26 protein-coding genes and 1 tRNA gene are annotated in these 24,213 nt (G+C 64.3%); 18 read left to right on the forward strand and 9 right to left on the reverse strand.

All coding sequences use genetic code 11. The annotated features are described in order from the left end of the window. Genes cybH through hypE form a run of 15 tightly spaced genes read left to right on the forward strand, consistent with a single transcriptional unit; the run spans position 1 to position 10,921 of the window. Positions 1–729, forward strand: coding sequence for a Ni/Fe-hydrogenase, b-type cytochrome subunit (cybH, locus tag JJT62_RS08480; RefSeq protein WP_202072277.1), 729 nt, complete (start codon positions 1–3; stop codon positions 727–729). Continuing rightward, positions 729–1,292 (forward strand): HyaD/HybD family hydrogenase maturation endopeptidase, encoded by a 564-nt coding sequence (locus tag JJT62_RS08485; protein ID WP_202072278.1) that lies wholly within the window; start codon positions 729–731, stop codon positions 1,290–1,292. The genes cybH and JJT62_RS08485 overlap by 1 nt, the downstream gene beginning before the upstream one ends. 33 nt (positions 1,293–1,325) lie before the next feature. Next, positions 1,326–1,556, forward strand: a complete 231-nt coding sequence (locus tag JJT62_RS08490; protein WP_202072279.1) for a hypothetical protein — start codon at positions 1,326–1,328, stop codon at positions 1,554–1,556. Positions 1,557–1,564: 8 nt separating this feature from the next. Continuing rightward, positions 1,565–1,864, forward strand: a complete 300-nt coding sequence (gene hypC / locus JJT62_RS08495) for a HypC/HybG/HupF family hydrogenase formation chaperone (RefSeq protein WP_202072280.1) — start codon at positions 1,565–1,567, stop codon at positions 1,862–1,864. A 9-nt stretch (positions 1,865–1,873) separates the two neighbouring features. Further along, on the forward strand, positions 1,874–2,311 hold the full coding sequence (locus JJT62_RS08500) for a hydrogenase accessory protein (RefSeq protein ID WP_202072281.1): 438 nt from the start codon (positions 1,874–1,876) through the stop codon (positions 2,309–2,311). Continuing rightward, positions 2,308–3,159: a hydrogenase expression/formation protein gene (locus JJT62_RS08505; RefSeq protein WP_202072282.1), complete on the forward strand. Its 852-nt coding sequence runs from the start codon at positions 2,308–2,310 to the stop codon at positions 3,157–3,159. The genes JJT62_RS08500 and JJT62_RS08505 overlap by 4 nt, the downstream gene beginning before the upstream one ends. Continuing rightward, entirely contained in the window at positions 3,156–3,359 is a 204-nt protein-coding gene (locus JJT62_RS08510) for a rubredoxin (RefSeq protein ID WP_202072283.1), read from the forward strand. Before JJT62_RS08505 ends, JJT62_RS08510 begins: the two co-directional genes overlap by 4 nt. Before the next feature lie 22 nt (positions 3,360–3,381). After that, positions 3,382–3,864, forward strand: a complete 483-nt coding sequence (hybE, locus tag JJT62_RS08515; protein ID WP_202072284.1) for a [NiFe]-hydrogenase assembly chaperone HybE — start codon at positions 3,382–3,384, stop codon at positions 3,862–3,864. After that, positions 3,861–4,988, forward strand: a complete 1,128-nt coding sequence (locus JJT62_RS08520) for a nickel-dependent hydrogenase large subunit (RefSeq protein WP_202072285.1) — start codon at positions 3,861–3,863, stop codon at positions 4,986–4,988. Before hybE ends, JJT62_RS08520 begins: the two co-directional genes overlap by 4 nt. Next, on the forward strand, positions 4,981–5,322 hold the full coding sequence (gene hypA, locus JJT62_RS08525; protein WP_202072286.1) for a hydrogenase maturation nickel metallochaperone HypA: 342 nt from the start codon (positions 4,981–4,983) through the stop codon (positions 5,320–5,322). Before JJT62_RS08520 ends, hypA begins: the two co-directional genes overlap by 8 nt. Further along, positions 5,322–6,248, forward strand: a complete 927-nt coding sequence (gene hypB / locus JJT62_RS08530; protein WP_202072287.1) for a hydrogenase nickel incorporation protein HypB — start codon at positions 5,322–5,324, stop codon at positions 6,246–6,248. Before hypA ends, hypB begins: the two co-directional genes overlap by 1 nt. A 5-nt stretch (positions 6,249–6,253) precedes the next feature. After that, the gene (hypF, locus tag JJT62_RS08535; RefSeq protein ID WP_202072288.1) at positions 6,254–8,545 is read left to right on the forward strand and encodes a carbamoyltransferase HypF; all 2,292 of its coding nucleotides are present in this window, start codon (positions 6,254–6,256) and stop codon (positions 8,543–8,545) included. Then, positions 8,536–8,760 (forward strand): HypC/HybG/HupF family hydrogenase formation chaperone, encoded by a 225-nt coding sequence (locus JJT62_RS08540; protein WP_202072289.1) that lies wholly within the window; start codon positions 8,536–8,538, stop codon positions 8,758–8,760. Before hypF ends, JJT62_RS08540 begins: the two co-directional genes overlap by 10 nt. After that, entirely contained in the window at positions 8,757–9,881 is a 1,125-nt protein-coding gene (gene hypD, locus JJT62_RS08545) for a hydrogenase formation protein HypD (protein WP_202072290.1), read from the forward strand. Before JJT62_RS08540 ends, hypD begins: the two co-directional genes overlap by 4 nt. Continuing rightward, complete coding sequence (gene hypE, locus JJT62_RS08550) at positions 9,839–10,921, forward strand: hydrogenase expression/formation protein HypE (RefSeq protein WP_202072291.1); 1,083 nt, start codon at positions 9,839–9,841, stop codon at positions 10,919–10,921. Before hypD ends, hypE begins: the two co-directional genes overlap by 43 nt. Positions 10,922–11,068: 147 nt before the next feature. Here hypE and JJT62_RS08555 read toward each other — a convergent pair whose 3' ends face one another. The 8 genes from JJT62_RS08555 to JJT62_RS08590 all read right to left on the reverse strand — a co-directional run bounded on the left by JJT62_RS08555 (position 11,069) and on the right by JJT62_RS08590 (position 20,432). After that, entirely contained in the window at positions 11,069–13,282 is a 2,214-nt protein-coding gene (locus JJT62_RS08555) for a TonB-dependent receptor (RefSeq protein WP_202072292.1), read from the reverse strand. An 18-nt stretch (positions 13,283–13,300) separates the two neighbouring features. Further along, entirely contained in the window at positions 13,301–14,602 is a 1,302-nt protein-coding gene (locus tag JJT62_RS08560) for a di-heme oxidoredictase family protein (RefSeq protein WP_202072293.1), read from the reverse strand. After that, positions 14,599–15,936: an ABC transporter substrate-binding protein gene (locus JJT62_RS08565; protein ID WP_202072294.1), complete on the reverse strand. Its 1,338-nt coding sequence runs from the start codon at positions 15,934–15,936 to the stop codon at positions 14,599–14,601. Before JJT62_RS08565 ends, JJT62_RS08560 begins: the two co-directional genes overlap by 4 nt. Positions 15,937–16,214: 278 nt before the next feature. After that, on the reverse strand, positions 16,215–17,072 hold the full coding sequence (locus JJT62_RS08570) for a xanthine dehydrogenase (protein WP_202072295.1): 858 nt from the start codon (positions 17,070–17,072) through the stop codon (positions 16,215–16,217). Positions 17,073–17,279: 207 nt separating this feature from the next. After that, positions 17,280–17,849, reverse strand: coding sequence for a hypothetical protein (locus tag JJT62_RS08575; protein WP_202072296.1), 570 nt, complete (start codon positions 17,847–17,849; stop codon positions 17,280–17,282). 633 nt (positions 17,850–18,482) lie between these two features. Then, positions 18,483–18,558 (reverse strand) — tRNA-Ala (locus JJT62_RS08580). Between the two features lie 123 nt (positions 18,559–18,681). Beyond that, the gene (locus tag JJT62_RS08585) at positions 18,682–20,043 is read right to left on the reverse strand and encodes a PleD family two-component system response regulator (RefSeq protein WP_202072297.1); all 1,362 of its coding nucleotides are present in this window, start codon (positions 20,041–20,043) and stop codon (positions 18,682–18,684) included. 14 nt (positions 20,044–20,057) lie between these two features. Continuing rightward, positions 20,058–20,432 (reverse strand): response regulator, encoded by a 375-nt coding sequence (locus JJT62_RS08590; protein WP_202072298.1) that lies wholly within the window; start codon positions 20,430–20,432, stop codon positions 20,058–20,060. Between the two features lie 83 nt (positions 20,433–20,515). Here JJT62_RS08590 and JJT62_RS08595 point away from each other — a divergent pair, with 83 nt between their 5' ends. After that, a complete protein-coding gene (locus tag JJT62_RS08595) occupies positions 20,516–20,821 on the forward strand; it encodes a DUF3572 domain-containing protein (RefSeq protein ID WP_202072299.1) in 306 nt (101 codons plus the stop codon). A 69-nt stretch (positions 20,822–20,890) separates the two neighbouring features. On the opposite strand, the gene JJT62_RS08600 is transcribed toward JJT62_RS08595, so the two are convergent. Further along, positions 20,891–21,301 (reverse strand): heme-binding protein, encoded by a 411-nt coding sequence (locus JJT62_RS08600; protein ID WP_202072300.1) that lies wholly within the window; start codon positions 21,299–21,301, stop codon positions 20,891–20,893. A gap of 199 nt (positions 21,302–21,500) precedes the next feature. Here JJT62_RS08600 and JJT62_RS08605 point away from each other — a divergent pair, with 199 nt between their 5' ends. Together JJT62_RS08605 and glcE are read left to right on the forward strand one after the other, a co-directional pair. Then, complete coding sequence (locus tag JJT62_RS08605; protein WP_202072301.1) at positions 21,501–22,994, forward strand: FAD-linked oxidase C-terminal domain-containing protein; 1,494 nt, start codon at positions 21,501–21,503, stop codon at positions 22,992–22,994. 1 nt (position 22,995) lies between these two features. Beyond that, positions 22,996–24,213 carry a glycolate oxidase subunit GlcE gene (gene glcE / locus JJT62_RS08610; protein WP_202072302.1) on the forward strand — a complete coding sequence of 406 codons (1,218 nt, stop codon included), beginning with the start codon at positions 22,996–22,998 and terminating at the stop codon, positions 24,211–24,213.

Below are 24,213 nucleotides of genomic sequence, written 5' to 3' on the forward strand. Positions count from 1 at the left end.
ATGGTCGACGGCATCCAAGTTGCTGGCGTCGGCGACGCGCATGGCGCGCGCGCCGTCGAACGTCAGACCGTCTATGTCTATGAGGCGCCCGTTCGCGTCTGGCATTGGATAAATGCGCTCTGCATCACCGTGCTGTTCGTCACGGGCTATTTCATCGCGAGCCCTTTTCCGAGCGTGACCGGCGACGCGAGCAGCAGCTTCCTGATGGGCTATATCCGCTTCGCGCATTTTGCGGCGGGGCAGGTTCTCGCGGCTTTCTATCTGCTGCGCATCTATTGGATATTCGCCGGCAATGCGCATTCCCGGCAGATATTTTACGTGCCCTTCTGGAGCCGAGACTATTGGGCGGGCGTGGCGCATGAGGCTGCGTGGTATCTCTTCCTCGCCAAGGCGCCGAAGAAATATGTCGGGCACAATCCGCTGGCGCAGCTCATCATGTTCTCCATGTTCACCGTGCCGCTGATCTTCATGATCGTGACGGGCTTCGCGCTTTATTCGGAAGGCGAGGGGATCGACTCCTGGCAATATAAGGTTTTCGGCTGGGTGTTCCTGATCTGGCCGAACAGCCAGGAGGTGCATACGCTGCATCACATCGGCATGTGGGCGCTCGTCACCTTCACGATCGTTCATATCTATGCCGCCGTCCGCGAGGATATTGTGAGCCGCCAGAGCATCATCTCCTCGATGATCTCCGGGGAGCGCATTTTCAAGGACGAGGCGGCGGAGTGATGAGCGCGGGCTCCCCGAAAATCCTCGTGCTGGGCATCGGCAATATTCTGTGGGGGGATGAGGGTTTCGGCGTGCGCGCCGTCGAGGCCTTCCACCGGCGCTTCGAGACGCCCGAGAATGTCACCGTGCTCGACGGCGGCACGCAGGGGCTTTACCTCGTGCATTTTGTCGAGGAGGCGGATTATCTCCTCGTCTTCGACGCCATCGATTACGGCCTCGATCCCGGCGCCTTGAAGATCGTCCGCGACGAAGAGGTGCCGAAGTTCACCGGCTCCAAGAAAATGAGCCTGCATCAGACCGGCTTTCAGGAAGTGCTGAGCGCCGCGGATTTGCTCGGCCATTACCCGCAAAAGCTCGCGCTCATCGGCTGTCAGCCGCTCGATCTCGAAAATTGGGGCGGCGCGCTGACGGCGCCTGTTCAAGAGGCGATCGACGTCGCGGTCGAGGCGGGCGCACAGCTCCTCGCCGAGTGGGGAGTGGCCTTGTCCTTGCGTGAGGACAATACGGCGATCGCGTTGCTCGCCAATGACATCGATCATCAGAGCTATGAAAGGCGCGTCTGATCCGGCGCGTCGGAGGTTCACAAGGAGCTGGCCATGAAGTCCTTCGCCAAAGTCGCCTTCGCTCTCCCCCTCATGGTCGCGGCCGGGGCGGCGCAGGCCAATCCCGGGTTGCATATCCATCCGCATCTGACTGAAGCCCCATTGGTCGATCTTCATCCGGCGCTGGGGCTGGCGCTCGTCGTGGCGTGCTGGGCGGCGCTCGTCTGGGCCGCGGAAGCTTACGCGACGGCGCGTCGTCGTCCTTTGGCGGCCCTCACGAGATAGCGCCGCCGATGTGTCTCGGCTTTCCGATGACCGTGCTCTCCGGCGATGACGCGCGGGCGCTTTGCGAGCGCAGGGGCGAAGCGCAATCCGTCTCGATGCTGCTCGTCGGGGCGCAGACGCCGGGAACGAAAGTGCTGGTACATCTTGGAACCGCCATGCGCGTTCTCGACGCCGAGGAAGCGCAATCGATCGACGATGCGATCGATGGACTCGAGGCGGCCCTGAGCGGCGGCGACTTCGAGCAATATTTCGCCGATCTGATTGACCGCGAGCCGCAATTGCCGGATTTCTTGCGGGATCAGAAGTAAGGAGTAGGCATGCCCCTGCCGCAGGCTATCATCGACCGCATCGGCGCCCCGCTCATCGATGAGGCGAATGCCGACGCCCTTTTGAGCGCGCAGGGCGAAGACGGGCGATTCCTCCTGCTTTTCGCCGGCGACCCGGCGCAGCGTCCAGAGGCGACGGATGTCGCGGTGATTTTCCCCGAGCTTCTGATCGCCTTTGACGGCCGTCTCTCCGGCGCGCTGGTCGCGGCCGGCGCCGAGAAGAGCCTCGGCCAAAGATTTCAGGTCGACGTGCTGCCGAGCCTCGCCGTGATTTGCGGCGGCAAGACCATCGGCGTCATTCCGCGTATCCGCGCCTGGTCGGAGTATCTCGAAAAGATCGAGGCATTCCTCGCCCCCGACGCGACGCCGCTCGCCAAGGCGGGCCCTCGCGTCGAGATCACTTTCTCGCAAAAAGGAGCGACCGCGTGAAGGCCGGCTTTTGGGTGGCGCCCGACGGCGCCGACGACTCAATAACGCTGCTGCCGATCGGCGGCGAGGAAGGGCTCGACACGCGTCGGGAGGTGAATTTCCTCGCAACCCGTTCGGCGGCGGAACTGATCGCGCGCTGCCCTGCCGTCGCGAACCTCTTGCCGCAGCTTGCCGACGCGCTTGCCGCGCAAACGGCGCAAGAGCCGAACAGGCTGTTCGACATCACCGACCTGCCGGCGGACGATCGGGAACTCTTGTCCCAAGTGGTGGGCGAGGGTGAGGTCGCTGGGGTCGCGGTCTTGACCGACGGCGTCGTCGCGCAAGTTCAGGAATCCGTCATGGCGGGCCTGTGGCGGGTGCGCTTCACGGACGCGAGCGGCGCGCTGGTCGCGGATTATCTCGAGATCGGCGCCATTCCGCAGGCGGTGCGCAAGGCCGCGGAGCTTGCCGCGGCCGACATCAGCTTCGGCGCGCCGCCCCAGGGCGCAATGAACGTCATGCCGGTGCTGGCGGAAATTCGCGAGCGCATGGCGGCCTACACGCCCGCCGCCGCCAGCCATATTATCAACTTCTCGCTTTTGCCGATGAGCGAAGCGGATATGGGCTTTCTGCAGGAGACCCTCGGCGACGGGCCGGTGCGGCTCGTCTCTCGCGGCTATGGAACCTGCCGGGTGCTCGCGACCGGCGCGCGCAATGTCTGGTCCGTGCAGTTCTTCAACGCCATGGATACGATCATCCTCGACACGCTCGAAATCGGCGGCGTTCCCGCCGCCGCCTGCGCGGCGGATGAAGATTTCCGCGACTCCGCCGAGCGGCTGCGAGAGATCGACGAGGCCTATTTCAAATGAGCTTCGAGAATTTCGGCCAGACGGAAACATCCGACGACGACCGCATGGAATGCGGCGTCTGCTGGAGCGTCTATGATCCGGCCGAGGGCGATCCCGTCTGGCAGATACCGCCGGGCACGCCGTTCTCCGCTTTGCCGGAGGACTGGCGTTGTCCGACTTGCGACGCGCCGCTTGCACGTTTCATGCGGCTCGGGAAGTGAGATTCGGCCTTGAGACACCGCGATGGACGATGACGCGGCCAGGACGATCGGGGAGACGCTCGCCGGGCTCTACGCTGGCGTGCGCGCCGGGCCGATGCGCGACGTGCCGATCTGCAACGACGCGCTCGACGTGGAGGCGATCGGCTTCCGCGCCTTCGGAGAGACCGCCGTCGGGATCGTCGTGACGCCCTGGTTCATGAATCTGATCGTCGTTCCGGAACCGCCCGTCGCCTCTGGCGCGTCGGTCCGCGTCGCCGTGCCGGCCGGCGACGTGGAATGCGTTTCCGCTCAGCTCGACGGCTTCGGCGCGATCCTTGCCTGCTCGCTGTTCTCGCCCATGTTCGAGTTTTCGGATATGTCGGCGGCGCGAGAAGCTGCGAGAGAGGCGATGAAGGCGCTCTTCGATCCCGAACTACTCGACCAAAAGCCGGCGCCAAAACCTGCAGGGCTGGATCGCCGCGCCTTGCTGCGCGGAAGGCTGGCGACCGAAGAGGCGACGTCATGAGCGCGCTGGCCGGCCCCGGCGCGATACGCATCGGCGCGGACGTCGATACGGACGGGCGCGTCGTCTCGGTGTTCGTGAATTCGAGCAGGCCGGCGGGCGTCGCGCGTATCTTTCGCGGTCGCGGCCCGCAAGAGGTCCCCCGGCTCGCAGGTCAGCTCTTTAGCCTGTGCGGTTTTTCGCATGGCGCGGCGGCGCAGCTCGCCATCGCCGCCGCACGGGACGAAGAGTTGGGAGACGCCGCGCAGTTCTCCGTTGTCGTCGGCCTCGCCGCCGAACAGGCTGCGGAATCGCTTCGCTCGCTGGCCCTCGGCTGGCCGCAGACGGGCGAGTCGATGGATATAGCGTCCGCCGCCGCGCCCCTGCGCGAGGCCATGAGCGCCGCGCGTCTCGTCATGGCCATTGCGGCGCGCGGCGAGGCCCGGGCGCAATGCGCCGAGCTTGGCGCGCCCGTAAAGGCCATCGAGGAGGCTGCGCGGTCCTTGGGCTTGCGCTGCGAGGCGCCGGATGCGCCCGAGCGCGAGAGCTTTCTGGCGGCCGTCATGGCGCAAGCGCAGGCCGACGCCTTCCTGCGCCCGCATGCGCCCGACGCTTTGGAGAGGGCGGACGACATCCTCGTCATCGAGTGCTTGCGAAAGGGCCGGGATCATTTCGCAGCCTCTCCAACCCTGCCGCATCGCATCGTGGAGACGGGGGCTTTCGCCCGGCATTGGCGGGAGACTGAGAGCGGCGGTTCGGCCGTCGCCGCGCGCCTCGCGGCGCGATTGATCGCAATCGGAGAGGCGCTCGACATTCTGCGGCGCGCGCTGTCGCGGGGCGAAGCCGAGATGAGCGGCGCGGCCATTCTTTGCCCGCTCGCCGCGGGAGAGGGCTTCGCCGCCGTCGAGACCGCGCGCGGCCGCCTCTATCACTGGGCGCGCCTCGACGACGCCATGCGCGTGCGCGATTACGCGCTGCTCGCGCCGACCGAGTGGAATTTCCACCCGGCCGGCCCCTTCGCCGCGGCGCTACTCGGCGCCCCTATCGGCTTTGGCCCCGAGGCGCGGCTGCGCATCCGGCGGCTTGCCGCCGTTTTCGACCCTTGCGTCGCCTTTCAGGTCGAGCTGCGCGAGCCGCTTCATGCATGAGATGGCGCTGACGGAAAGCATCGTCGACATCGTCTGCGAGGAGGCGCGCAAGCAGGGCTTCGGCAAGGTGCGTGTCGTGCGGCTCAAGGTCGGCGCGATGGCGCATGTCGAGCCGGAAGCCTTGCGCTTTTGTTTCGACGCCGTTTCGCGCGGCACGGTGGCTGATGGCGCGACGCTGGACATCATCCGCGCGCCGGGCGAAGGTTGGTGTCTCGACTGCGGCAAGACGGTGCCGCTCGACGAGCGCTTCGGCGCCTGTCCCGAATGTGGCGGGCGGCATGTGCAGATGACCTCGGGCGACGAGCTGCGCATCGAGGAGTTGGAGGTCGACTGATGTGCACAGTGTGCGGCTGCGGAACGGCGACGGTCGAAGGCGAGAAAACGGGCGCGGACAAACACGCGGCTGACCACCATCATCACGACCATGCGCATGATCATGACCATGGGCATCATCACCATGGCCATGATCACGACCACCATCATCATCACGATCACGCGCATGACCACCATCACGATCATGCGCATGGCGAGGCCATTGATTTCGGCGCCGGCGCCGCGGGCGTGCATGTCCCGGGCCTGAGCCAGGAGCGCATCGTCCGCATCGAGCGCGACATTCTCTCCAAGAACGACGCCTATGCGCGGGGCAATCGCGCGGTCTTTGCGCAAAAAGGCTTGCTGGCGCTGAACCTTGTCTCCAGCCCCGGCTCGGGCAAGACGACGCTGCTGGTGCGCGCGATCAACGATTTGAAGGAGAAAGCCGCGGTCGCCGTCATCGAGGGCGATCAGCAGACCTCCAACGACGCCGAGCGCATTCGCGCCACCGGCGCGCCAGCCATTCAGATCAACACCGGCAAGGGTTGCCATCTCGACGCGCATATGGTCGGCCATGCGCTCGAGAGCCTCGAGTTGAAAAAGGGCGGCGTGCTGTTCATCGAGAATGTCGGCAATCTCGTTTGCCCCGCGGCCTTCGATCTTGGAGAGGCGCATAAGGTCGTCGTGCTTTCCGTGACGGAAGGCGAGGACAAGCCCCTCAAATATCCGGATATGTTCGCGGCCGCGGATCTCATGCTGCTGAACAAATCCGATCTGCTGCCGCATCTGACCTTCGACGTCGGCAAATGTCTCGCCAATGCGCTCAAGGTCAATCCGCATCTGCAGACGCTTGTGGTCTCGGCGCAAACCGGCGAGGGAATGGCGGCGCTCTACGCCTGGATCGAGGCCCGCGCCGCGCACGCCGCCGCCGGCGCTACAGCGGGCTGAGAGGCATGAGCGTCGTCGCGGCCGCGGGCGCTTCGCGCGAGCCGAGCGCGCGGCTGCGTATCCGGCTGCGTGGGGCGGTGCAGGGCGTGGGTTTCCGGCCCTTCGCCTATGGCCTCGCCGCGCGTTACGGCTTGAGCGGCTTCGCGCTGAACGACGGCGAGGGCCTGCTGCTCGAAATCGAAGGCGCGCGGCACGAGGATTTTTTGTCGGCGCTGCGCCGGGAGAAGCCGCCGCTCGCGACAATCGACTCGATCGACGTCGAGCGAATCGATTTATGTGGCGATAGCGATTTCTCGATTCGCGAAAGCGCCGGCGGGCGAAGCCAGACGCGCATCGTCGCAGACGCCGCCACCTGCGAGGCTTGCCTCGACGAACTTTTCGACGCCACGAGCCGCTTCCATCTCTATCCCTTTATCACCTGCACGCATTGCGGGCCGCGCTTCACTATTTCATCCTCGCTGCCTTACGACCGCCCGCAGACTTCGATGGCGCGCTTCGCCATGTGTGCGGATTGCGCGCGCGACTATGCCGATCCGCGCAGCCGGCGCTTCCACGCCGAGACGATCGCTTGCCCGACATGCGGCCCGCGGCTCGACGTCGATCCGGGCGTGATTGTGGAGCGGATATGCGCCGGCGCCATCGTCGCGGTGAAAGGGATCGGCGGCTATCATCTCATGTGCGACGCGCGCAATGCGGCGGCCGTCGCCGAACTGCGCCGCCGCAAGGAACGCGACGCCAAACCCTTCGCCGTCATGGCGGCCAATGTCGCGTCGCTCGCGCTTTTCGCCGAGCCGAGCGAGGCGGAATTCGACCTGATCCAGCATCGCGCGCGGCCGATCGTCGTGGTGAAATCGAAAGGAACGCTCGCGCCCGCCATTGCGCCGCGTCTTACGCGCATCGGCGTCATGCTGCCTTATGCGCCTTTGCATCATTTGCTGTTTCACGCGGCGGCGGGTTTTCCTTCCGGGCGCGACTGGCGCGAGGAGGCGAATGATTTCGTCATCGTCGCGACGAGCGCCAATCCGGGCGGCGAGCCGCTGGTGGTCGATGACGAAGACGCGCGCCGCAGGCTGTCCTCCATCGCTGACCTCATTGTCGGCCACGATCGCGCCATCGTCGTGCGCGCTGATGATTCCGTCGCTGCGGTCGTCGACGGCGCGCCCGCCTTTCTGCGGCGCGCGCGCGGCTATACGCCCGACCCGATCGATCTTGGCGCAGACGGGCCAAGCGTCGTCGCCTTGGGCGCGCATCTCAAGACAACTGTGACGGTGACGCGCGGGCGCGAGGCTTTTGTTTCGCAGCATATCGGCGATCTGGATGACGCAGAGAGCGTGCGGTTCTTTGATGAGACCCTGCGCCATCTCCTCTCGATACTCGACGTCACGCCGGAAGCCGTCGCCTGCGATCTTCATCCTGATTTTTATTCCACACGCCTCGCGGAGGAGATGGAACTGCCGCTATTGCGCGCACAGCATCATGCGGCGCATGTGGCGGCGATCGCGGCGGAGCGCGGCGTTTCGGGGCCGATGCTCGGCGTGGCGCTCGACGGCTATGGCATGGGCGACGATCACGGCGCCTGGGGCGGCGAATTGATGCGCGTCGACGGGTCGACATGGACGCGCCTCGGCCATATCGCGCCTCTGGCGCTGCCGGGCGGCGACCGCGCCGCGCGCGAGCCCTGGCGCATGGGAATGGCGGCGCTCGCCGCCATCGGGCGCCTGGATTTGGCGGAGCGGTTGTTTCCCGAGGCGCCCCTTTCGGCCAAGATCGCCGAGAGCCTGCGTCGCGGCATGGCGCCGAAAACCACCAGCATGGGGCGCCTCTTCGATGCGGCGGCGGCGCTCGCGGGCGTCTGTCTCGAACAGCGTTACGAGGGACAGGCGGCGATGGAATTCGAAGCGCTTGTCGAAGCGCCGCGCGCGTTGCCGGGCGCTTTCGCGCTTCGCGAGGATGTTCTCGATTTCGCGCCGGTTCTGTCCTTCATCGCGACCGAGCGACCAAGCCCGCGCGAGGCCGCAGAATTTTTCCACGGCGCGCTGATAGAGGGTTGCGCCGAATGGATTGCCGCCGCGGCGCAAGCGCAGGGGCATTCGCGCGTGGCGCTCGGGGGCGGCTGCATGATGAACCGGATTCTGGCCGAGGGCCTCGCCGAGGCCCTGCGCGCGCGCGGGCTTTTTCCTTTGCTGGCGCGGGCTGTTCCATGCAATGACGGCGGCCTGTCGCTGGGACAGGCCGCGATGGCGCGCGCCGCTTTCGCGGCCGCCGAGAGAGAGAAAGAGAGCGCGGCATGTGCCTAGCCGTTCCCGTGCGCGTCACCGAGCTGCTGCCCGATCAGATGGCGAAAGTATCGCTCGACGGCGTTTCCAAGAGCATATCGATTGCGCTGGTCGATGATGTGTCGGTTGGCGATTATGTGATCCTGCATGTTGGCTTCGCGCTTTCCAAGGTCGACGCCGAGGAAGCCGAGCGCACGCTCGCCATGATCCGCGATTTCGCCGGAATGAACCCATGAAATATGTCGACGAGTTTCGAGACGGCGACTTGGCGCGCGGTCTCGCGCGCAGCCTCGCGACTTTGGCGCGCGATGATCGCGACTATCGCTTCATGGAATTCTGTGGCGGCCATACCCACGCCATTTCGCGTTACGGGCTCGAAGATCTGCTGCCGCCCAATATTCGCATGATCCATGGGCCCGGATGCCCGGTCTGCGTTCTGCCTGTGGGGCGCATCGACGCGGCGATTGCGCTCGCGCGCGATCCAAAGGTGACGCTCTGCACCTATGCCGATCTCATGCGCGTGCCGGCCTCGGGCGGCATGAGCCTCATCAAGGCGAAGGCGGCGGGCGCCGACATCCGCATGGTCTATTCCACGCTCGACGCCATTCGCATCGCCGAGGCGGAGCCGTCCCGCGAGGTTGTGTTCTTCGCCATCGGCTTCGAGACGACCACGCCGCCGACGGCGCTGGCCATCAGGCTTGCCGCGCAAAAGAAGCTTTCGAATTTCTCCGTCTTCTGCAACCATGTGCTGACGCCCGCCGCCATGCGCGCGATCCTCGCCGGGGAAGGCGAGGGCGTCGAGATCGACGGTTTTGTCGGTCCCTCGCATGTTTCCGCCGTCATTGGCGTGCGGCCCTATCAATTCGCCGCGCAGCAATTCAACAAGCCGATCGTGATCGCGGGCTTCGAGCCGCTCGATGTGATGCAGTCCATCCTGATGCTGGTGCGCCAGTTGAACGAGCGGCGCTGCGAGGTCGAGAACCAATATGGCCGGGCGGTGACGACCGAAGGCAATGTCAAAGCGCAGGCCGAAGTCGCGGATATTTTCGAGCTGCGCGACTCCTTCGAGTGGCGCGGGCTCGGTGAAGTTCCCGCGAGCGCTCTGCGGCTGCGCGAGGCTTATACCGATTATGACGCAGAGCACCGCTTCTGCGTCACGACGCCTAGCGCCAAGGACAATCCCGCCTGCGAATGCGGCGCGATCCTGCGCGGCGCCAAGCGGCCGCATGATTGCAAGCTGTTCGGCACGGTCTGCACGCCGGAAACGCCAATGGGCTCCTGCATGGTCTCGTCCGAGGGCGCCTGCGCCGCGCAATGGACCTATCGCCGCTTCGACACGCAAAGGGCTGCGTCGTGACCAAGACCTATCGACGCAAGCTCGACATCGGCAATGGCCGCGTTGATCTCTCGCATGGCGCGGGCGGGCGCGCGATGGCGCAGCTCATCGCCGATATTTTCCACGCCGCGCTCGACAATGACTGGCTGCGGCAGGGCAATGATCAGTCCGTCTTCGAGGCGCCCAAGGGCCGCATGGCGATGACGACCGACGCCTTTGTCGTCTCGCCGCTGTTTTTCCCCGGCGGCGACATCGGCTCGCTTGCCGTGCATGGCGCGGTGAACGATATCGCCATGTCGGGTGCGAGGCCGCTGTATCTCTCGGCGAGCTTCATCATCGAGGAAGGTTTTCCGCTCGCCGATCTCGCGCGCATCGCCGAGAGCATGGGCGAAGCGTCGCGCGCGGCTGGCGTGCCGGTGATTACCGGCGACACCAAGGTCGTCGAGCGCGGCAAGGCCGATGGCGTCTTCATCACCACGACGGGCGTCGGCGCCGTTCCCGAAGGGCTCGATCTTTCCGGCGACAAGGCGCGGCCGGGTGATGTTCTGTTAGTGTCCGGCTCGATCGGCGATCATGGCGTCGCCGTGATGTCGAAGCGCGAAAATCTGGAGTTCGACTGCGAGATCTTGTCGGATTCTGCTGCGCTGCATGGACTTGTCGCCGACATGGTTGCGGCGGCCGGCGCTGCGCTGCGGCTGATGCGCGATCCGACGCGCGGCGGCCTTGCCGCGACGTTGAATGAGATTGCGCAGCAGTCGCGCGTTGGTTTCCGTATCGAGGAAGTGGCTATTCCGGTGAAGCCGGAAGTCGCCGCCGCCTGCGAGCTGCTCGGCCTCGATCCGCTCAATGTCGCCAATGAGGGCAAGCTGATCGCTGTCGTCGCGCCGGAGGCCGCGCCGGCGCTGCTCGAAGCGATGCGCGCCCATCCGCTCGGCCGCGACGCTGCAATCATCGGGGCGGCTGTCGAGGACGAGCGGCGCTTCGTGCAGATGACGTCGTCTTTCGGCGGCGCGCGCATTGTGGATTGGCTTGCAGGCGAGCAGCTGCCGCGGATTTGTTAGAGCGGCTTGCTGGGGGATGTCATTCCCGGCGGGCTGAAAGCCCGACCGGGAATCCAGAGCCTCAAGAGCGCTGGTTTGGCTCTGGATTCCCGATCGCTCGCTTCGCGAGCGTCGGGAATGACAGTGAGCCATCGAGCCTCAACTCACTCAGAACGTCGCCTTCACCGCCAAATACATGCTGCGCCCCGGCTCGGGGAATCCATCGGTCAGGACGTAAAGCTGATCGAAGAGATTGCGTACGCCGACGGTCACTTTAAAATTGTTGTTCACCTGATAATCAGCGTTGAAGTTCGTCAGGAAATAGGCCCCAGTGCGGTAATAGGCATTCGTGTTGGAAACCACCGTCCAGCGGCTGCTCGCCACTTCGATGTTCGGCGTGAGCGTGATCTCTGGAATGGGTCGGTAGCCGGCATAAAGGAACAGCTTGATGTCCGGCACGCCGATCGGCTGGAACGTCGGAATATAAGGCGCGTAGACGCGCCGGCGCATGACCGTCAGATTGCCGCCGAGCGAGAAATCTTCCCGCGGCTCGTAATCCACGGAAACCTCTGCGCCAGTGAAACGCCCCGCGCCGACATTCTGCGATTGGGTGACGTTCAACCCGTAGGCGGGCATGGGCACGTTCTGGATCAGATTTTGAACCCAGCTATGGAAAAGGTCGACCGTGAGACGCGCATTGGGCGCGAATTGGGTCGACCAGCCGAGGTCATAGTTGACCGCGCGCTCGGGTTGAAGCGTGGGGTTGGAGGTGGCGCCGCCAAAACGCGTGCTGAAGCGCTCGAATAGCGTCGGATAGCGGACGCGATCGGAGACATTGAAATAGAGGCGGTCGGCGTCGGTTCCGTTATAGCGCCAGATGACGGCGCCCTGGTAGTTCGGTGCGCTCATGTCTTTTGGCGTATAGGTGATCGTGCCTTGAGGCAGAGCGAAACCTTGCGCCTGACGCAGATGTCGCCAGTCGTAGCTGAAGCCGCCGACGATATCGATGTCCTTGCGCGGATGAAACGTATTTTCGATCGCGACGGAATAAGTGTCTTCCAGGCTCGCGATCACCGGCTGAGAAGAGCAAGGCACATTCGCCACGCAGCCTTTCGGCTTGCCCTGATAATTCGTGCCGTAGTTGTTTTGCCACTCGGTGTGGGTGTCGAGGCGGTAGTAGAACAAGCCCTTGAGCGTATCGATGTCTTCGAACTGCGTTCCGGCCTCGACTTCGGCGCCGAGCGCATAATCGGAATAATGGCTGTCGAAGGATTTCTGCGTGGCCTGGTTGAACAAGCCGAAGTTGTCATAGGCGAGGATGGAGTTCTCATATTTGCTCCAATAGCCGCGCGTTTTGACATAGGACGCGTCGCCGAGCTGCGTTTTCGAGAGGAAGTAGAGGTTTTGGACGCGCCAGTAAGGCCATTTCCAGTTGTTTTGCGTGTTGATCGGCTGAGAGACATGAAACGGCGCGCCCTTGTCGCCGTCCTGTCGCGAGAAGGTCAGCGAATATTCATCCGTGGCGTTGGGCGTCACGCCGACCTTGGCGTTGACGCTGTAGTCCTGCGTGTAGGATTGGTTGCGGAAGCCCCAGCCTTGGATGGGCGTCGAGACATAGCTCGCGGGCAGTAACCAGCCGTCGAACTTCTGCCAGGCGCCACTGAGCTGCGCGTAATAGAGATCCTTCTTCGTGCCGACGAAACCGTAGTTTTGGACGCCCTGATAGGTACCGTCGCGCCCGAACTCGACACGGCTTCTGAATTCGCTTTCGATCTCGCGCGAGGGTTTGCGCGAGACGAGATTGATTTGTCCGCCCATGCCGCCGGGCCCGTCGAGCACAGAGGCATAGCCCTTGGCGATTTGCGCCTCGGCGATGTCGGGCGTCATGAAGCGGGCGAAGTCGAGCCGGTTGTCGACAGGGAGCATGACTCGCACGCCATCGACAGTGAGCGGAACCTGCCAGCGATCGAAGCCACGCACATAAATATTCTGCTCGTTGCGCGCGGTGCCGGTCGTGTTGGCGTTGACGCCCGGTGCAATATTGATGGCGCGATCTAGCGTGTCGCGCGCGAAGGTTTCGATTTGGCGATTAGTGATCGTGTAGCCGCCGAAAGCGTCGGTATGCTGCTTGGGCGTCGGCGCGTTATCCGCATTGGCGGGCGCAGCAGATGACGAGGCGCCGCCAGCGCCAGAGCCATTGCCTTGGCTCGTGGGGCTGGTCGGTGTCGCCAGTCGTCGCTCGCCGACCTTGATCTGGCCGAGCTCGAAAGCCTTTGGCGTGCGAATTTCGATCGGCGGCAGGGCGGTTTGCGTCAGCGCCGGCGCGCAGAGCGCCAGCAACAGGCTGCCGGAAAGCGAAGTGGAAGTGAGATATCTGGTCACGTGCGCGCCCCCCGGCCGCTAGAGAGAGTTGAGAAAAGCGAGCAGGGCGTCGCGCTCCTGCTTTTGCAGTTGGCGAAAGGCCTCAGTGGCGGATTGGGCGTCGCCGCCATGCCAAAGGATTGCTTCCGTGAGCGTGCGCGCGCGTGCGTCATGCAGATAATTCGCGCCGTCGCCGCCCTTGCCGGCGAGACCGAGACCCCAGAGCGGCGGCGTGCGCCAGTCGCGCGGGCCGGCGTCGTAATCCGCGCGCCCATCGGCGAGGCCCTCGCCCATGTCGTGCAGCAGCAGATCCGTATAGGGGTGAATCTCGGCGCCGCTCAGCGCAGGTTGCGCGGGAAAGGCGCCGAGCCGCAGCGTCTCGCGATGACAGCTCGCGCAGCCAAGCGTGTGGAATTGTTTTTCGCCAGCGACGACCTGCGGCGCGTCGGCCCCGCGACGCGCGGGAACGGCGAGCCAGCGGAGGTAATCCGTGACCGCGTCGAGTTGTGCGTCCGTCAGATCGGGCTTTAGCGAGCCGGCGGCGTGGCAGGCTTCCTCCGTCACCGTGCACGTCTCGGTCGGAAACATCGAGGAGGTCACGCCAATGTCTTCGGCGAAGGCGTTGGCGATCTGCTGGCGCAGGCTAGGTTGATTGGCTTTCAATCCGAAGCGGCCGAGCGTCCTGGCGTTGGCCTCGATGCTCCACACGAAATTGGGCTTGCCCTTGCCGGCGAGGATTTCCGCATCCGGCACGGCCTCCAGCAATCCCAGGCCAAAGACCGGCGGCGCGTTGCGAAGCGAGGTCTTCGTCGCTTGTCCCAGCTCGCCATAGGCAAGGCGGCGGAAGGCGAGCTTGGGGCGGCGCAGAGAGACGCGTTCGCCATCGGCGAGAGCGATGGTTGTCTCGTCGAAGGCGGCGGTTGCCTGGCCTTCTCCGGGGACTCCCGGAACGCCCTCGGGATTGAGCTGAGCGCCGTAAATAGGATGGGCGCGCGGTCCGCCATGCGCGTCCGTTCCCTCGACGCTCAGCCTCGCCACCATACGTCGCGTCACGCCATTCTCGGGGTCAGGAGCGGCGCCGCGTCCGTTTTTGACATGGCAGGCGATACAGGAAAGCCGGTTGTAGAGCGGACCAAGCCCGATGAGATCGGGGTGATCGTCAGAGGGGCCGATGAGCCAGGCCTGACGGAACAACCCCGAGCCGCGTCGGAAGATCGGCGTCTGCGCGGCCGTCAGGCCGTCGATCGGCTGGGTGAAAGCCTCTGTCGGCGGCGCGGCGGTTTCATAGCGCGCCGCACCCATGAGCAGCAGCGCGCCGAGAAGAAGGCCGGCGCGTTTCACGGCGCGATCCCGAGGCTTGCGAGCTTTTCTTTCGCCTGGCGGCGCGCCGTCGCGAGATCGTCGCGCCATTTGGCGATCCGCTGGGGATCGATGGCGTCGCGATTGCCGAAGGCGTCGAGAAAGGCGGGGTCTTTCGCTTCGCGCTCCGAGACCGGCACGACGCTCAAGAGCCGGCGCACCTCGCTCAGCGTCTCTTTGGCTTTGGCCCCGCTGTCCTTGCTCTCGGCCTCGTGGACGGCGCGCCACAGCGCCGCGCGCTCGTCATGGCCTTCGACGATGGCGAGGTCGAAGAGGAGGGTGATCAACGGCGGCCGCCGCCTTCCGGTGTCCATATCGTAATCGAGGATCGAGTCGGCCGGCAGTTTGAAAGGATCGACGAGCGCCGCCGGCGCGCCCTGATAGGCGTCGGGCCTTGCGGGATGGCGCATGCTGTCGCGCTCGATCATCAGCTTTTGGCCGTCCGCGGAAAGCGCGAAATCGACGAAGGACTTGGCTTCCGCCGCATGTTTCGTCGCGGCCGTGATGGCGATATGCGCGGGCAGGAAGGCGCTGCGCTCCGGATAGATCATCTCCACCGGCGCGCCATTGGCCTTGGCGCTCACCGCAAAGAAATCGATGGTGAGCGCAAAGACCGCCGCGCCGTCGCGCACTTGCGCGGTCGGCAGCGCGCCTTGGGCGAGGAGCGCGGCTTCTCCCGCCATCTCGCTCAACTGCGCCCAGCCGTTTTCCCATCCTTCGCTTTGTAGGAAGATGTCATAGAGCGCAGGCGAAAAGCCGACCTTCGCCGGAATGGGCATCGCCAAGCGGCGCGCATAGTTCGGGGCGACGAGATCGCGCCAGCGCTTCGGCGCCGCGAGATCGCTCGCCGCGGCGAGCGCCGGATTCATCACGACGCCGTAGCCGGCGACGTCATAGGCCTCGTAAAATCCTTCCCGGTCGGAGATTTGTTCGCGCCCGAGGCGGCCCGGAAGCGCCGTGCGGTCCACCGAAATTTTCTGAAACGCGCCGCGCTCGCGCAGGGTCGCGAAATTGGCGATGGTCGGCGCCCAATAGACGTCGGCGCCGCCTTGCGCCGGCTTGCTGAGCTCGGCAAGCGCGTCCCGCGACTGCTTCCAGACGAACTGAATATGGATGTCCGGATAGCGTTTCTCGAATTCTTGCTCGTAGCGCGTCGTGAGCTCTTCCGGGAAGCTCGTAACGACGACGATCTTGGTTTCCTCCGCCTGGGCCAGGCGAAGCGGGATGGCGCTGAATGCGATGCATCCCAGGAGCGTCGCGCGGGACAGGGCGGCGACGTCGCGCTTGAATCGATTTGATATGTTTATCTGGTACATAACGAAAAGCTATGACAAGCTGTGCAATACTGTCAATAAAGAGCCAGCATAAAAAGTACGCGGATATAGCGCTAAATGACGGCGCCGTCGGCTTGTAAAACAAGCGCAGTTTCGCCGTGCTGCGATATATATTGGTCGATATAATTTGTGGGGAGGCGAAGGCGGGCGCAAGCGCCATCGCCGCCGGCGAGGGCAGGGGCGCCCAGCTAATCCTGTGGCGCCGCGCGACTGGGTCAGAGCGCCTTCCGCTCGCAGATTCCATGCGAGCGGACGGCGCGCTAGATTTGGAACGGGACGAGAAGCCGGCTGATTGGCGCCCTGGCCATCGCCGTAATCACCGCCTCTGCGATGGCGCGGCCTCTTTCATCGGTGCCTGTCCAACGAGCCGCGCGGCCGCGCGGGTCGATTTCGACGAGCTTCACGTCGGCGGGCGCAGCGACGCCGTCGCGCGCGATTCCGCGCAGAAAACCGTCCATCGGCGCCTTTACCGGCTGGCTGTCCAGATGGCCGAGCACAAAACCCTTGAAGACCTGCGCGCCGATATCGAGCGGCGTGCGCCACACGCCCGGCCGCGCCGAATAGACGAAACGCTCCTTGCCGACGCCACCCAAGGCGCGCGCGACTCCATCGGCGTCGCGCGTCTCGCCGGCGTCGAGAAGCGCGCCGGTCTTCGCGGGGTGGGTTTCAATGGCAATGTCGCAATTTTCGCCCACGGCGAATTTAGGCCCGACGCCGATAGCGAGTCCGGCGACGCCGCGAAGGTCCGGCGTGACGCGGTGTTTCTGAAGTCGCGCGTCGATGACCGCGACGGGCGCGCGCAAGGTGATCAGATCGGTCAATTGCAGATGCGTGACCGCCGCCCGCCCGCGCAAGGCGAGGGCGTCGATGATCTCCAGAGCGGTCTCGGCGCGCTGGCCGACGACGCCGTCGACGGCGACCTGATCGTCGAAAAGCGCGTCATGGAACGCCATCCCACGCCGGATGACGGGTGGAAACGGGTCATGGCTCAGCACGACGCGGAAACGCTCCCAGCAGAGCCTGACGGCGATCGCCGAGGCAATCTCATTCGTGCCGAGGATAATCGCGTATGGATCGGCCTGATTATGCAGAAAGCTACGCGGCTGGAGATCGTTCATCGCTGCATCCCTTTTCTCGGGAGATTGGCAGCAAGGAGCGGGCCAATGAGGCGACTAACGGGCAATCGAAAGGAATTCAATATATATAGCGCTGCAAAGTAGAGGCGTCTGGTTTCTGGCGTCTTGAAGCTTCATTGGGCCAGCCTTGTGCCGTCTGACGCAATTTTGTGGCAAAGCGGACATCGAGGGCGCTCGCCCGCGCCGGCCTCAGGCGCCGAGCTTCTTTTTGAGCGCCGCTACGGGGTCCGACGTTTCCAGATTGTCCAAGACGATCGCCGCCCCGGCAAGATTCGCGTTGATCAGATCGCTGACCTGCGAAAGCCATTGTTCCGCATCGCCGGCGTCAGCCTCCGCCTTGGCGGCCCGTGCTTCGGCGGCCCCGGCCCTCGTCCGCTCCTTCAAAAGCTCGGTTTCCGCTCTCACGGCCCTTTCTTCGGCCTGAACGGCGCGGCGCTCGGCGGCGGAGAGTTTCTTGCCGAGGTCGCAGTTGAGCTGCTCGGCCTCGCGGACGCGATCGCGGTAAAGCGCAACTGTGTTCTCAGAGGATGCAAAATCCGCCTGAAGTTGGCGAATAGCCTCGACAGCCCAATTCTCTATGTCGGCGTTCCGCTTTTCGAGAAACTCCAGAGCCGTGTTCGCTCTCGTCAGGAGGTCGAGGGCGGCCGTCAGCGCCGGGCGCGGAGGAAAGCCGAGCGCGCTGTTCAGCTTTTTCCGCAAGACGTCGAGGTCGTTGTCCAGCGCGGAACCCAGGGGATTTTGAATAAATTGATGCTTCATAACGGCCATCGAAGTCTGCCAGTCAGTGGAGGATTTAGAGAACGAAGAGACGGCGCAGGGCGTCGTCTAGAAGCCGGCGCCGTTCGCTCTCCGCGGCTGGGGCATCGGTGTCATCGGTAAAGGCAAGTCGAATCATATGCGCGTGTAACCTTGGCAATTCTTGCTGTTTAATGACTGATTCGTGAAGAAAAAAGAAGCGGGCTCAGTTCCCCAAGCTGAAGGTTCCATGGAGTCGTAGACTAAGGTAGCGGAAATATTGATTTTTTAGTTAGTGGGTGTGAGGGAAGGCGTATGCGGTTTCTTGCCGCGGCAATGCTCTGCGAGTGCCAAAACGACCGAGGCTGCTTTCTGCAGCCGCCATTACTTCTGAAACCGGCGTTTAGCCTCGAAGCGTCGAGTCCAACAGATTGACGCGCGAGCAAATCGTCCGAGCCGCTGAACCGCGACACGATTGTTGGCGCGCAAGAGATAAGGAACGATCGGCCGCTCGCTTGTGGGCGCGCGATTTTGCGCGAACCGGTATAAGCGTTATCGGCCTACAAGAGTTCTTCGGTAGAGCAGCGGCGCGGCCAACCGTCCCTAAGACGAGTCGCTGTCAACTCGACGCCAGCACGCTTATCTATTCTTGATTGATGGTGGAGCCAGACGGAATCGAACCGACGACCTCTTCAATGCCATTGAAGCGCTCTCCCAACTGAGCTATGGCCCCATCTTTTCTACGGGCCTCTTGGGGGAGGCTGCGGCCGACGCGGCGTCGACGGGCGGTGTATAGTTCAGCCGGGCTTTGTCTGCAAGCCCGGCGAGCGGCTTTATGTCAATTTTCTCACAGGCATCAAGCGGCCGCCGCCGTCACCCTGTTGCGGCCCGAGGTTTTGGAGGCATAGAGGGCCTTGTCGGCGCGCCGCATCAGGGCGTCGGCGTTGGCGTCGGCGCCGCGTTCGGCGAGGCCGATGGAGGTGGTGACCGGAATCGTCCGCGTCGCCTTGGGATCGACAGGGAAGCGCGCGCCCTCGACCGCCGCGCGCACGCGCTCGGCGATTCGCTCTGCAACCACGAGGGGCGTATCGGGCATGACGACGACGAACTCCTCGCCGCCCAGGCGGCAAACGAGATCGGCGCTGCGCAGGACGCGCTTGATGCGTTGGGCGAAGGCCTTCAGCACCTCGTCGCCGGCGTCGTGGCCATAGGTGTCGTTGACCGATTTGAAGTGGTCGATGTCGAGAATCATCAAGGACAGAGGCCGGCCCTTATGGGCGGTCTGGTCGAGCGCCGTGGCGAGATGGGTCTCGAGGAAGCGGCGGTTGTTCAACCCGGTGAGCGCGTCGACGACCGCGAGCTCGATCGCCGCCTGCACATTTTCATGCAGCGAGTCCGTGTAGCGCTTGCGCCGCAACTGCGTGCGCACCCGCGCCAGAAGCTCGTTCCGGTCGATCGGCCGCATGATATAGTCGTTCACGCCCAGATCGAGACCCCGCAGGACGCGCTGGCGGTCGTCCATATCGGCCAGCAGGAGGATCGGCAGCGTGCGGGTGCGTTCCAGCGAGCGCAATTGGCTGCACAGCCGCAGCGCGTCGAAATGGGCGAGGTTGAGGCTGACGACGACGAGCTCGTAATTATTCTCGGCGGCCCGGAACAAGGCCTCCTGCGGATGCTGTTCGATGTCGATGTCGTGGAAGTCGCGCAGCGCGGAGTCGATCCGGTCGGCCGAGCTCGGGCGATCCTCGACCAGCAGGATGCGGCCGCGCGCCCCGTCGTTGGGCTCGCGAGAGGCGAGGCCGAGATTGGCTGAGGTGCTGGCGCGGGCGCGCAATTCGTCGATGGTGATCTTGAGGCGCGCCAGCGACCGGACGCGCGCGATCAGCGCGATCTCGTCGACGGGCTTGGTGAGGAAATCGTCGGCGCCGCATTCGAGGCCGTGCACGCGATCCTCCGGTTGATCGAGCGCCGTCACGATCACCACCGGCAGATGCATTGTGGCGGGGTCGGCTTTCAGCCGGGAGCAGACCTCGAATCCGTCCATGCCCGGCATCATGACGTCGAGCAGAACGATGTCGCAGCCCCCTTCGCGGCAGAGTTCCAGAGCCTGCGGGCCGTTCGTCGCCGTCACCACGTCGAAATATTCAGCAGAGAGGCGGGCTTCCAGCAGTTTGATGTTGGGGAGCAGATCGTCGACGATCAGGACGCGCGCGGTCATAGGGCTGACGTCTCCTAGTTCTTGTCCGCAAGGAAGGAATTCACCGTCTCTAGAAATTTCGCGACCGAGATCGGCTTGGAGAGATAAGCCTCGCAGCCGCCCTGGCGGATTTTCTCTTCGTCGCCCTTCATCGCGAAGGCGGTAATGGCGATGACCGGAATATCTTTCAGTTCATCGTCATCCTTCAGCCAGCGGGTGACTTCCAGGCCGCTGACCTCCGGCAATTGAATATCCATCAAGATGAGATTGGGCCGGTGCTCGCGCGCGAGCGAAATCGCGTCCACGCCGCTTTTGGTGCGAAGCGTCGCGTGCCCGTTCGCCTCCAACAGATCGTTGAAGAGCTTCATGTTCAATTCGTTATCCTCTACGATGAGGACTGTTTTCTTCATGGCCCAGCTCTTGAGACGCGGCTGCTTCGAGGCGGCAAAAGGATCGAAGGGCCGTTTCGTTCATGCCTAACATGGGAGTATTAATGAAAATCGGCCGGAATGCGCGAGATATTCGCGCCCCAAAGACGATCGAGCCGGCGCCGGCGGAATTGGCTCTGCGCGCGCTGGCTTATCTCACCCACGACGAAGAGCGCGTGTCGCGATTTCTCGCTCTGACAGGGCTCGACGCGGGCGATGTGCCGGCGCTTCTCGGCGATCGCGGCTTTCATCTCGCGGTTCTCGATCATTTGGCCGGGGATGAGGATGTGCTTTTGGCCTTCGCCGCCGCCGAAGGGCTGTCGCCGGAGGCCGTGGGTCGCGCCCGAAGGTCTCTCGGCGGCGGCGATTAGGCTAGGCCCTGCCTGATTGGACATGCTCGAAAGATCGCGCGGGCCTTCGCCGTTATCGTAACGAGAGGCTTAAGCGCTTGCGCCAAGGGCATCCGCGCCGGCCTTGGCGACGATCCCATCCTCGAATGATTGCACCCCGGACACGCCAATAGCGCCGATGACTTGCCCCTCATAGACGAGCGGCAGGCCGCCTTCGACAGGGATGATATGGGGCAGGCTCAGCAGCGCGACCCTGCCGCCGGCGACGGTCTCTTCCAGCGCTTTGCTCGGGCGTTTAAACAGCGCCGCGGCGCGCGCCTTCGCCTGGGCGATGTCGCAGGAGGCGGGCTGCACGCCGTCGAGCCGCTCAAGATAGATGAGCAGGCCCGCGTCGTCGACGATGGCGATCACCACGCTCCAGCCGTTGCGCTGGGCTTCCTCCGCGGCCGCCGCCGCCACGCGCTTGGCGTCGGCGAGCGTCAAAACGAACTTCATTTTCATTGCGTCTCCTTTTGATTAGACCGTGAGCCTTTAATTGGACCGCGAGCCTTCAGGCTCGCTCGAGAAGCGCGCGGCCCGGAAGCGTCGGACTTGCGCCCATCCTGCGCCTCGACTAGGGAAAATTTCCGAGGCCGCTGCAATCCCACGCCCGGAGCGCCGGCGCAACGGCGCGCGCGATGCGCTGAGGAGGCGCTGAACAATGACGCTGGCCATGCCTGCGCCCGAGCCCGAGATACTCGCGCGGCGCGACGAGCTGATCGAGCGCTTGCGCGCTATTTTGCCGGCGCGGAACCTCATCGTGGACGAGACGGCGCGCCGCGCTTACGAATGCGACGCCTTCACTATGTATCGCGCGCTGCCGCTCGTGGTCGCATTGCCCGAGACCGTGGCGCAGGTGAGCGCCGTTCTGGCGCTTGCCGCCGAGATGAACGTCAAGGTCGTGCCGCGCGGTTCGGGCACCTCGCTTTCCGGCGGCTCGATGCCGCTCGAGGACGGCATTCTGCTCGGCATGTCGAAGTTTAACCGCATCCTCGAGATCGACTATGAGAACCGCTGCGCGCGCGTGCAGCCTGGCGTGCAAAATCTCGCCATCTCCAAGGCGGTCGAGAGTCGCGGCTTTTATTACGCGCCCGATCCGTCGTCTCAGATCGCTTGCTCCATCGGCGGCAATGTAGCCGAGAACGCCGGCGGGGTGCATTGTCTCAAATATGGTCTGACGACCAACAATATTCTCGGGCTCGAAGTCGTGCTGATGGGCGGCGAGGTCATTCGCCTCGGCGGCAAACATCTCGATAGCGAGGCCTATGATCTTCTCGGCCTGATGACCGGCTCGGAAGGCTTGCTCGGCGTTGTCACCGAAGTCACCGTGCGCATCTTGCAAAAGCCGGCGGTCGCGCGTGGGCTGCTGGTGGGCTTTTCGAGCGTCGAGGCCGGCGCGCGCTTTGTCGGCGCCGTTATCGCGCGCGGGATTATCCCCGGCGGCATGGAAATGATGGACAAGGCGACGATCCACGCCGTCGAGCGTTTCCAGCCTTGCGGCTATCCACTCGACGCCGAGGCGATCGTCATCGTGGAGCTCGACGGCGCGCAGGCGGAAGTCGACCATCTCGTGGACCTCGTCGAAACAATTGCGCGTGACGAAGGGGCGACGACGACCAAGGTTTCCACAAGCGAAGCCGAGCGCTTGCAATTCTGGGCCGGTCGCAAGAACGCCTTTCCGGCGGTCTCCTGCATCAAGCCGGATTATCTGTGCATGGACGGCACGATCCCGCGCGCACGCCTGCCGGAGGTGCTCGCGGGCATGGACGCGATCGCCAAGCGCGAGGGCCTGCAGGTCGCCAATGTTTTCCATGCGGGCGACGGCAATCTGCATCCGCTCATTCTCTATGACGCTTCGATCGAAGGGGAAATGGAGCGGGCGGAGAAGGTCGGGTTCGATATCTTGCGCCTTTGCGTCGCTGTCGGCGGCGTGCTCACCGGCGAACATGGCGTGGGCGTCGAGAAGCGCGATTTGATGGGCGAGATGTTCAACGAGACCGATCTCGAACAGCAGTTACGCGTAAAGTGCGCTTTCGACTCCTTGAACAGGCTCAATCCCGGTAAGGTTTTCCCAACGCTACATCGTTGCGCCGAGTTCGGCATGATGCATGTGTCGGGCGGCAAGACGCCGTTCCCCGATCTGCCGAGATTCTGACATGGACGCTCTCCTGGCCACGCTCGATATTCGCGACGCCGCCGCCGCCGTCGACGCCTTGCACGCCGCCAACACGCGAAAAACGCCTTTCGCCATTGTCGGCGCGGGCTCGAAAAAGCGCCTCGGCCGCTATGCGCCTCTGCAACAGCAGATCTCCACGCGCGCGCTGACGGGGGTGACGCTCTATGAGCCCGAGGAGCTCGTGCTTTCCGCCCGTGCCGGGACGCCTTTGCGCGAGATCGAGGAGTTGCTCGACGCGCATGGCCAGCAGCTCGCTTTCGAGCCGATGGATTATGCGCCGCTGCTCGGCGGCGCGACGCGGAGCGCGACAATCGGCGGGGCGATCGCCGTCAACGCTTCCGGCCCGCGCCGCATCAAGGCAGGAGCCGCGCGCGACCATCTGTTGGGGTTTCACTGTGTGACCGGGCGCGGCGAGGTGGTGAAATCCGGCGGCCGTGTCATGAAAAACGTTACGGGTTATGATCTCTCAAAGCTTGTCTGCGGCTCCTACGGCACGCTGGCGCTTCTCACCGAAGTAACGTTGAAGGTTCTGCCCAAGGCGGAGACCGAACAGACTCTCCTGGTCCTCGGTCTCGACGAAGCGCAAAGCCTTGCGCAATTGCGCCGCGCGTCGGGGTCGCCGCATGAAGTGTCCTCCTTCGCCATGCTGCCGGCGGGCGCCGCGCCGCTCGGGCTCGACGCCAACGCCGCGCTGCTGCGCATCGAAGGCCCAGAAATCTCGGTTTCGACTCGGCGCGAGGCGCTGATCGCGCAACTTGGCGATACCGGCGCGCGCTTCGAGACATTGCCGCAAAACGAGTCCGGGGCGCTTTGGGCGGCGCTGCGCGACGTCACGCCGCTTGCCGCGCATAGCGGGCAGATCTGGCGCCTTTCCGTCGCGCCAACAGACGGGCTCGCCGTCCTGGATGCGCTGCGCAACGCTGGCGCGCCCATCCTTGCCTATTATTACGACTGGGCGGGCGGGCTCGTCTGGCTTTGCCTGGAGCCGGCGGGCGACGCTCATGCCACGACGATACGCCCCGCTGTCGACGCCCGCGGCGGCCATGCGACTCTCATCCGCGCTTCCGACGATATTCGCGCGCGCGTAGACGTCTTTCATCCGCAGCCGGCGCCGCTTGCCGCGCTGACCAAGCGCGTGAAGGAGAGTTTTGACCCCGCGCATCTTCTGGAGCGCGGCCGCATGCGCGAGGCGTTTTGA

Origin of the sequence: Methylocystis sp. Sn-Cys, assembly GCF_016745395.1 — a bacterium.
GTDB classification, from domain to species: domain Bacteria; phylum Pseudomonadota; class Alphaproteobacteria; order Rhizobiales; family Beijerinckiaceae; genus Methylocystis; species Methylocystis iwaonis.

What these genes read in the sequence shown, in the direction of transcription:
- JJT62_RS08585 (WP_202072297.1), bottom strand. Translation starts at nt 20,043, where the DNA reads ATGACCGCGCGCGTCCTGATCGTCGACGATCTGCTCCCCAACATCAAA.
- hypB (WP_202072287.1), top strand. Translation starts at nt 5,322, where the DNA reads ATGTGCACAGTGTGCGGCTGCGGAACGGCGACGGTCGAAGGCGAGAAA.
- JJT62_RS08520 (WP_202072285.1), top strand. Translation starts at nt 3,861, where the DNA reads ATGAGCGCGCTGGCCGGCCCCGGCGCGATACGCATCGGCGCGGACGTC.
- JJT62_RS08490 (WP_202072279.1), top strand. Translation starts at nt 1,326, where the DNA reads ATGAAGTCCTTCGCCAAAGTCGCCTTCGCTCTCCCCCTCATGGTCGCG.
- JJT62_RS08570 (WP_202072295.1), bottom strand. Translation starts at nt 17,072, where the DNA reads ATGAACGATCTCCAGCCGCGTAGCTTTCTGCATAATCAGGCCGATCCA.
- hypF (WP_202072288.1), top strand. Translation starts at nt 6,254, where the DNA reads ATGAGCGTCGTCGCGGCCGCGGGCGCTTCGCGCGAGCCGAGCGCGCGG.
- JJT62_RS08595 (WP_202072299.1), top strand. Translation starts at nt 20,516, where the DNA reads ATGAAAATCGGCCGGAATGCGCGAGATATTCGCGCCCCAAAGACGATC.
- JJT62_RS08500 (WP_202072281.1), top strand. Translation starts at nt 1,874, where the DNA reads ATGCCCCTGCCGCAGGCTATCATCGACCGCATCGGCGCCCCGCTCATC.
- JJT62_RS08600 (WP_202072300.1), bottom strand. Translation starts at nt 21,301, where the DNA reads ATGAAAATGAAGTTCGTTTTGACGCTCGCCGACGCCAAGCGCGTGGCG.
- JJT62_RS08605 (WP_202072301.1), top strand. Translation starts at nt 21,501, where the DNA reads ATGACGCTGGCCATGCCTGCGCCCGAGCCCGAGATACTCGCGCGGCGC.
- hybE (WP_202072284.1), top strand. Translation starts at nt 3,382, where the DNA reads ATGGACGATGACGCGGCCAGGACGATCGGGGAGACGCTCGCCGGGCTC.
- hypD (WP_202072290.1), top strand. Translation starts at nt 8,757, where the DNA reads ATGAAATATGTCGACGAGTTTCGAGACGGCGACTTGGCGCGCGGTCTC.
- JJT62_RS08565 (WP_202072294.1), bottom strand. Translation starts at nt 15,936, where the DNA reads ATGTACCAGATAAACATATCAAATCGATTCAAGCGCGACGTCGCCGCC.
- cybH (WP_202072277.1), top strand. Translation starts at nt 1, where the DNA reads ATGGTCGACGGCATCCAAGTTGCTGGCGTCGGCGACGCGCATGGCGCG.
- JJT62_RS08510 (WP_202072283.1), top strand. Translation starts at nt 3,156, where the DNA reads ATGAGCTTCGAGAATTTCGGCCAGACGGAAACATCCGACGACGACCGC.
- JJT62_RS08575 (WP_202072296.1), bottom strand. Translation starts at nt 17,849, where the DNA reads ATGAAGCATCAATTTATTCAAAATCCCCTGGGTTCCGCGCTGGACAAC.
- hypC (WP_202072280.1), top strand. Translation starts at nt 1,565, where the DNA reads ATGTGTCTCGGCTTTCCGATGACCGTGCTCTCCGGCGATGACGCGCGG.
- JJT62_RS08485 (WP_202072278.1), top strand. Translation starts at nt 729, where the DNA reads ATGAGCGCGGGCTCCCCGAAAATCCTCGTGCTGGGCATCGGCAATATT.
- glcE (WP_202072302.1), top strand. Translation starts at nt 22,996, where the DNA reads ATGGACGCTCTCCTGGCCACGCTCGATATTCGCGACGCCGCCGCCGCC.
- hypE (WP_202072291.1), top strand. Translation starts at nt 9,839, where the DNA reads ATGGACCTATCGCCGCTTCGACACGCAAAGGGCTGCGTCGTGACCAAG.
- JJT62_RS08590 (WP_202072298.1), bottom strand. Translation starts at nt 20,432, where the DNA reads ATGAAGAAAACAGTCCTCATCGTAGAGGATAACGAATTGAACATGAAG.
- JJT62_RS08540 (WP_202072289.1), top strand. Translation starts at nt 8,536, where the DNA reads ATGTGCCTAGCCGTTCCCGTGCGCGTCACCGAGCTGCTGCCCGATCAG.
- hypA (WP_202072286.1), top strand. Translation starts at nt 4,981, where the DNA reads ATGCATGAGATGGCGCTGACGGAAAGCATCGTCGACATCGTCTGCGAG.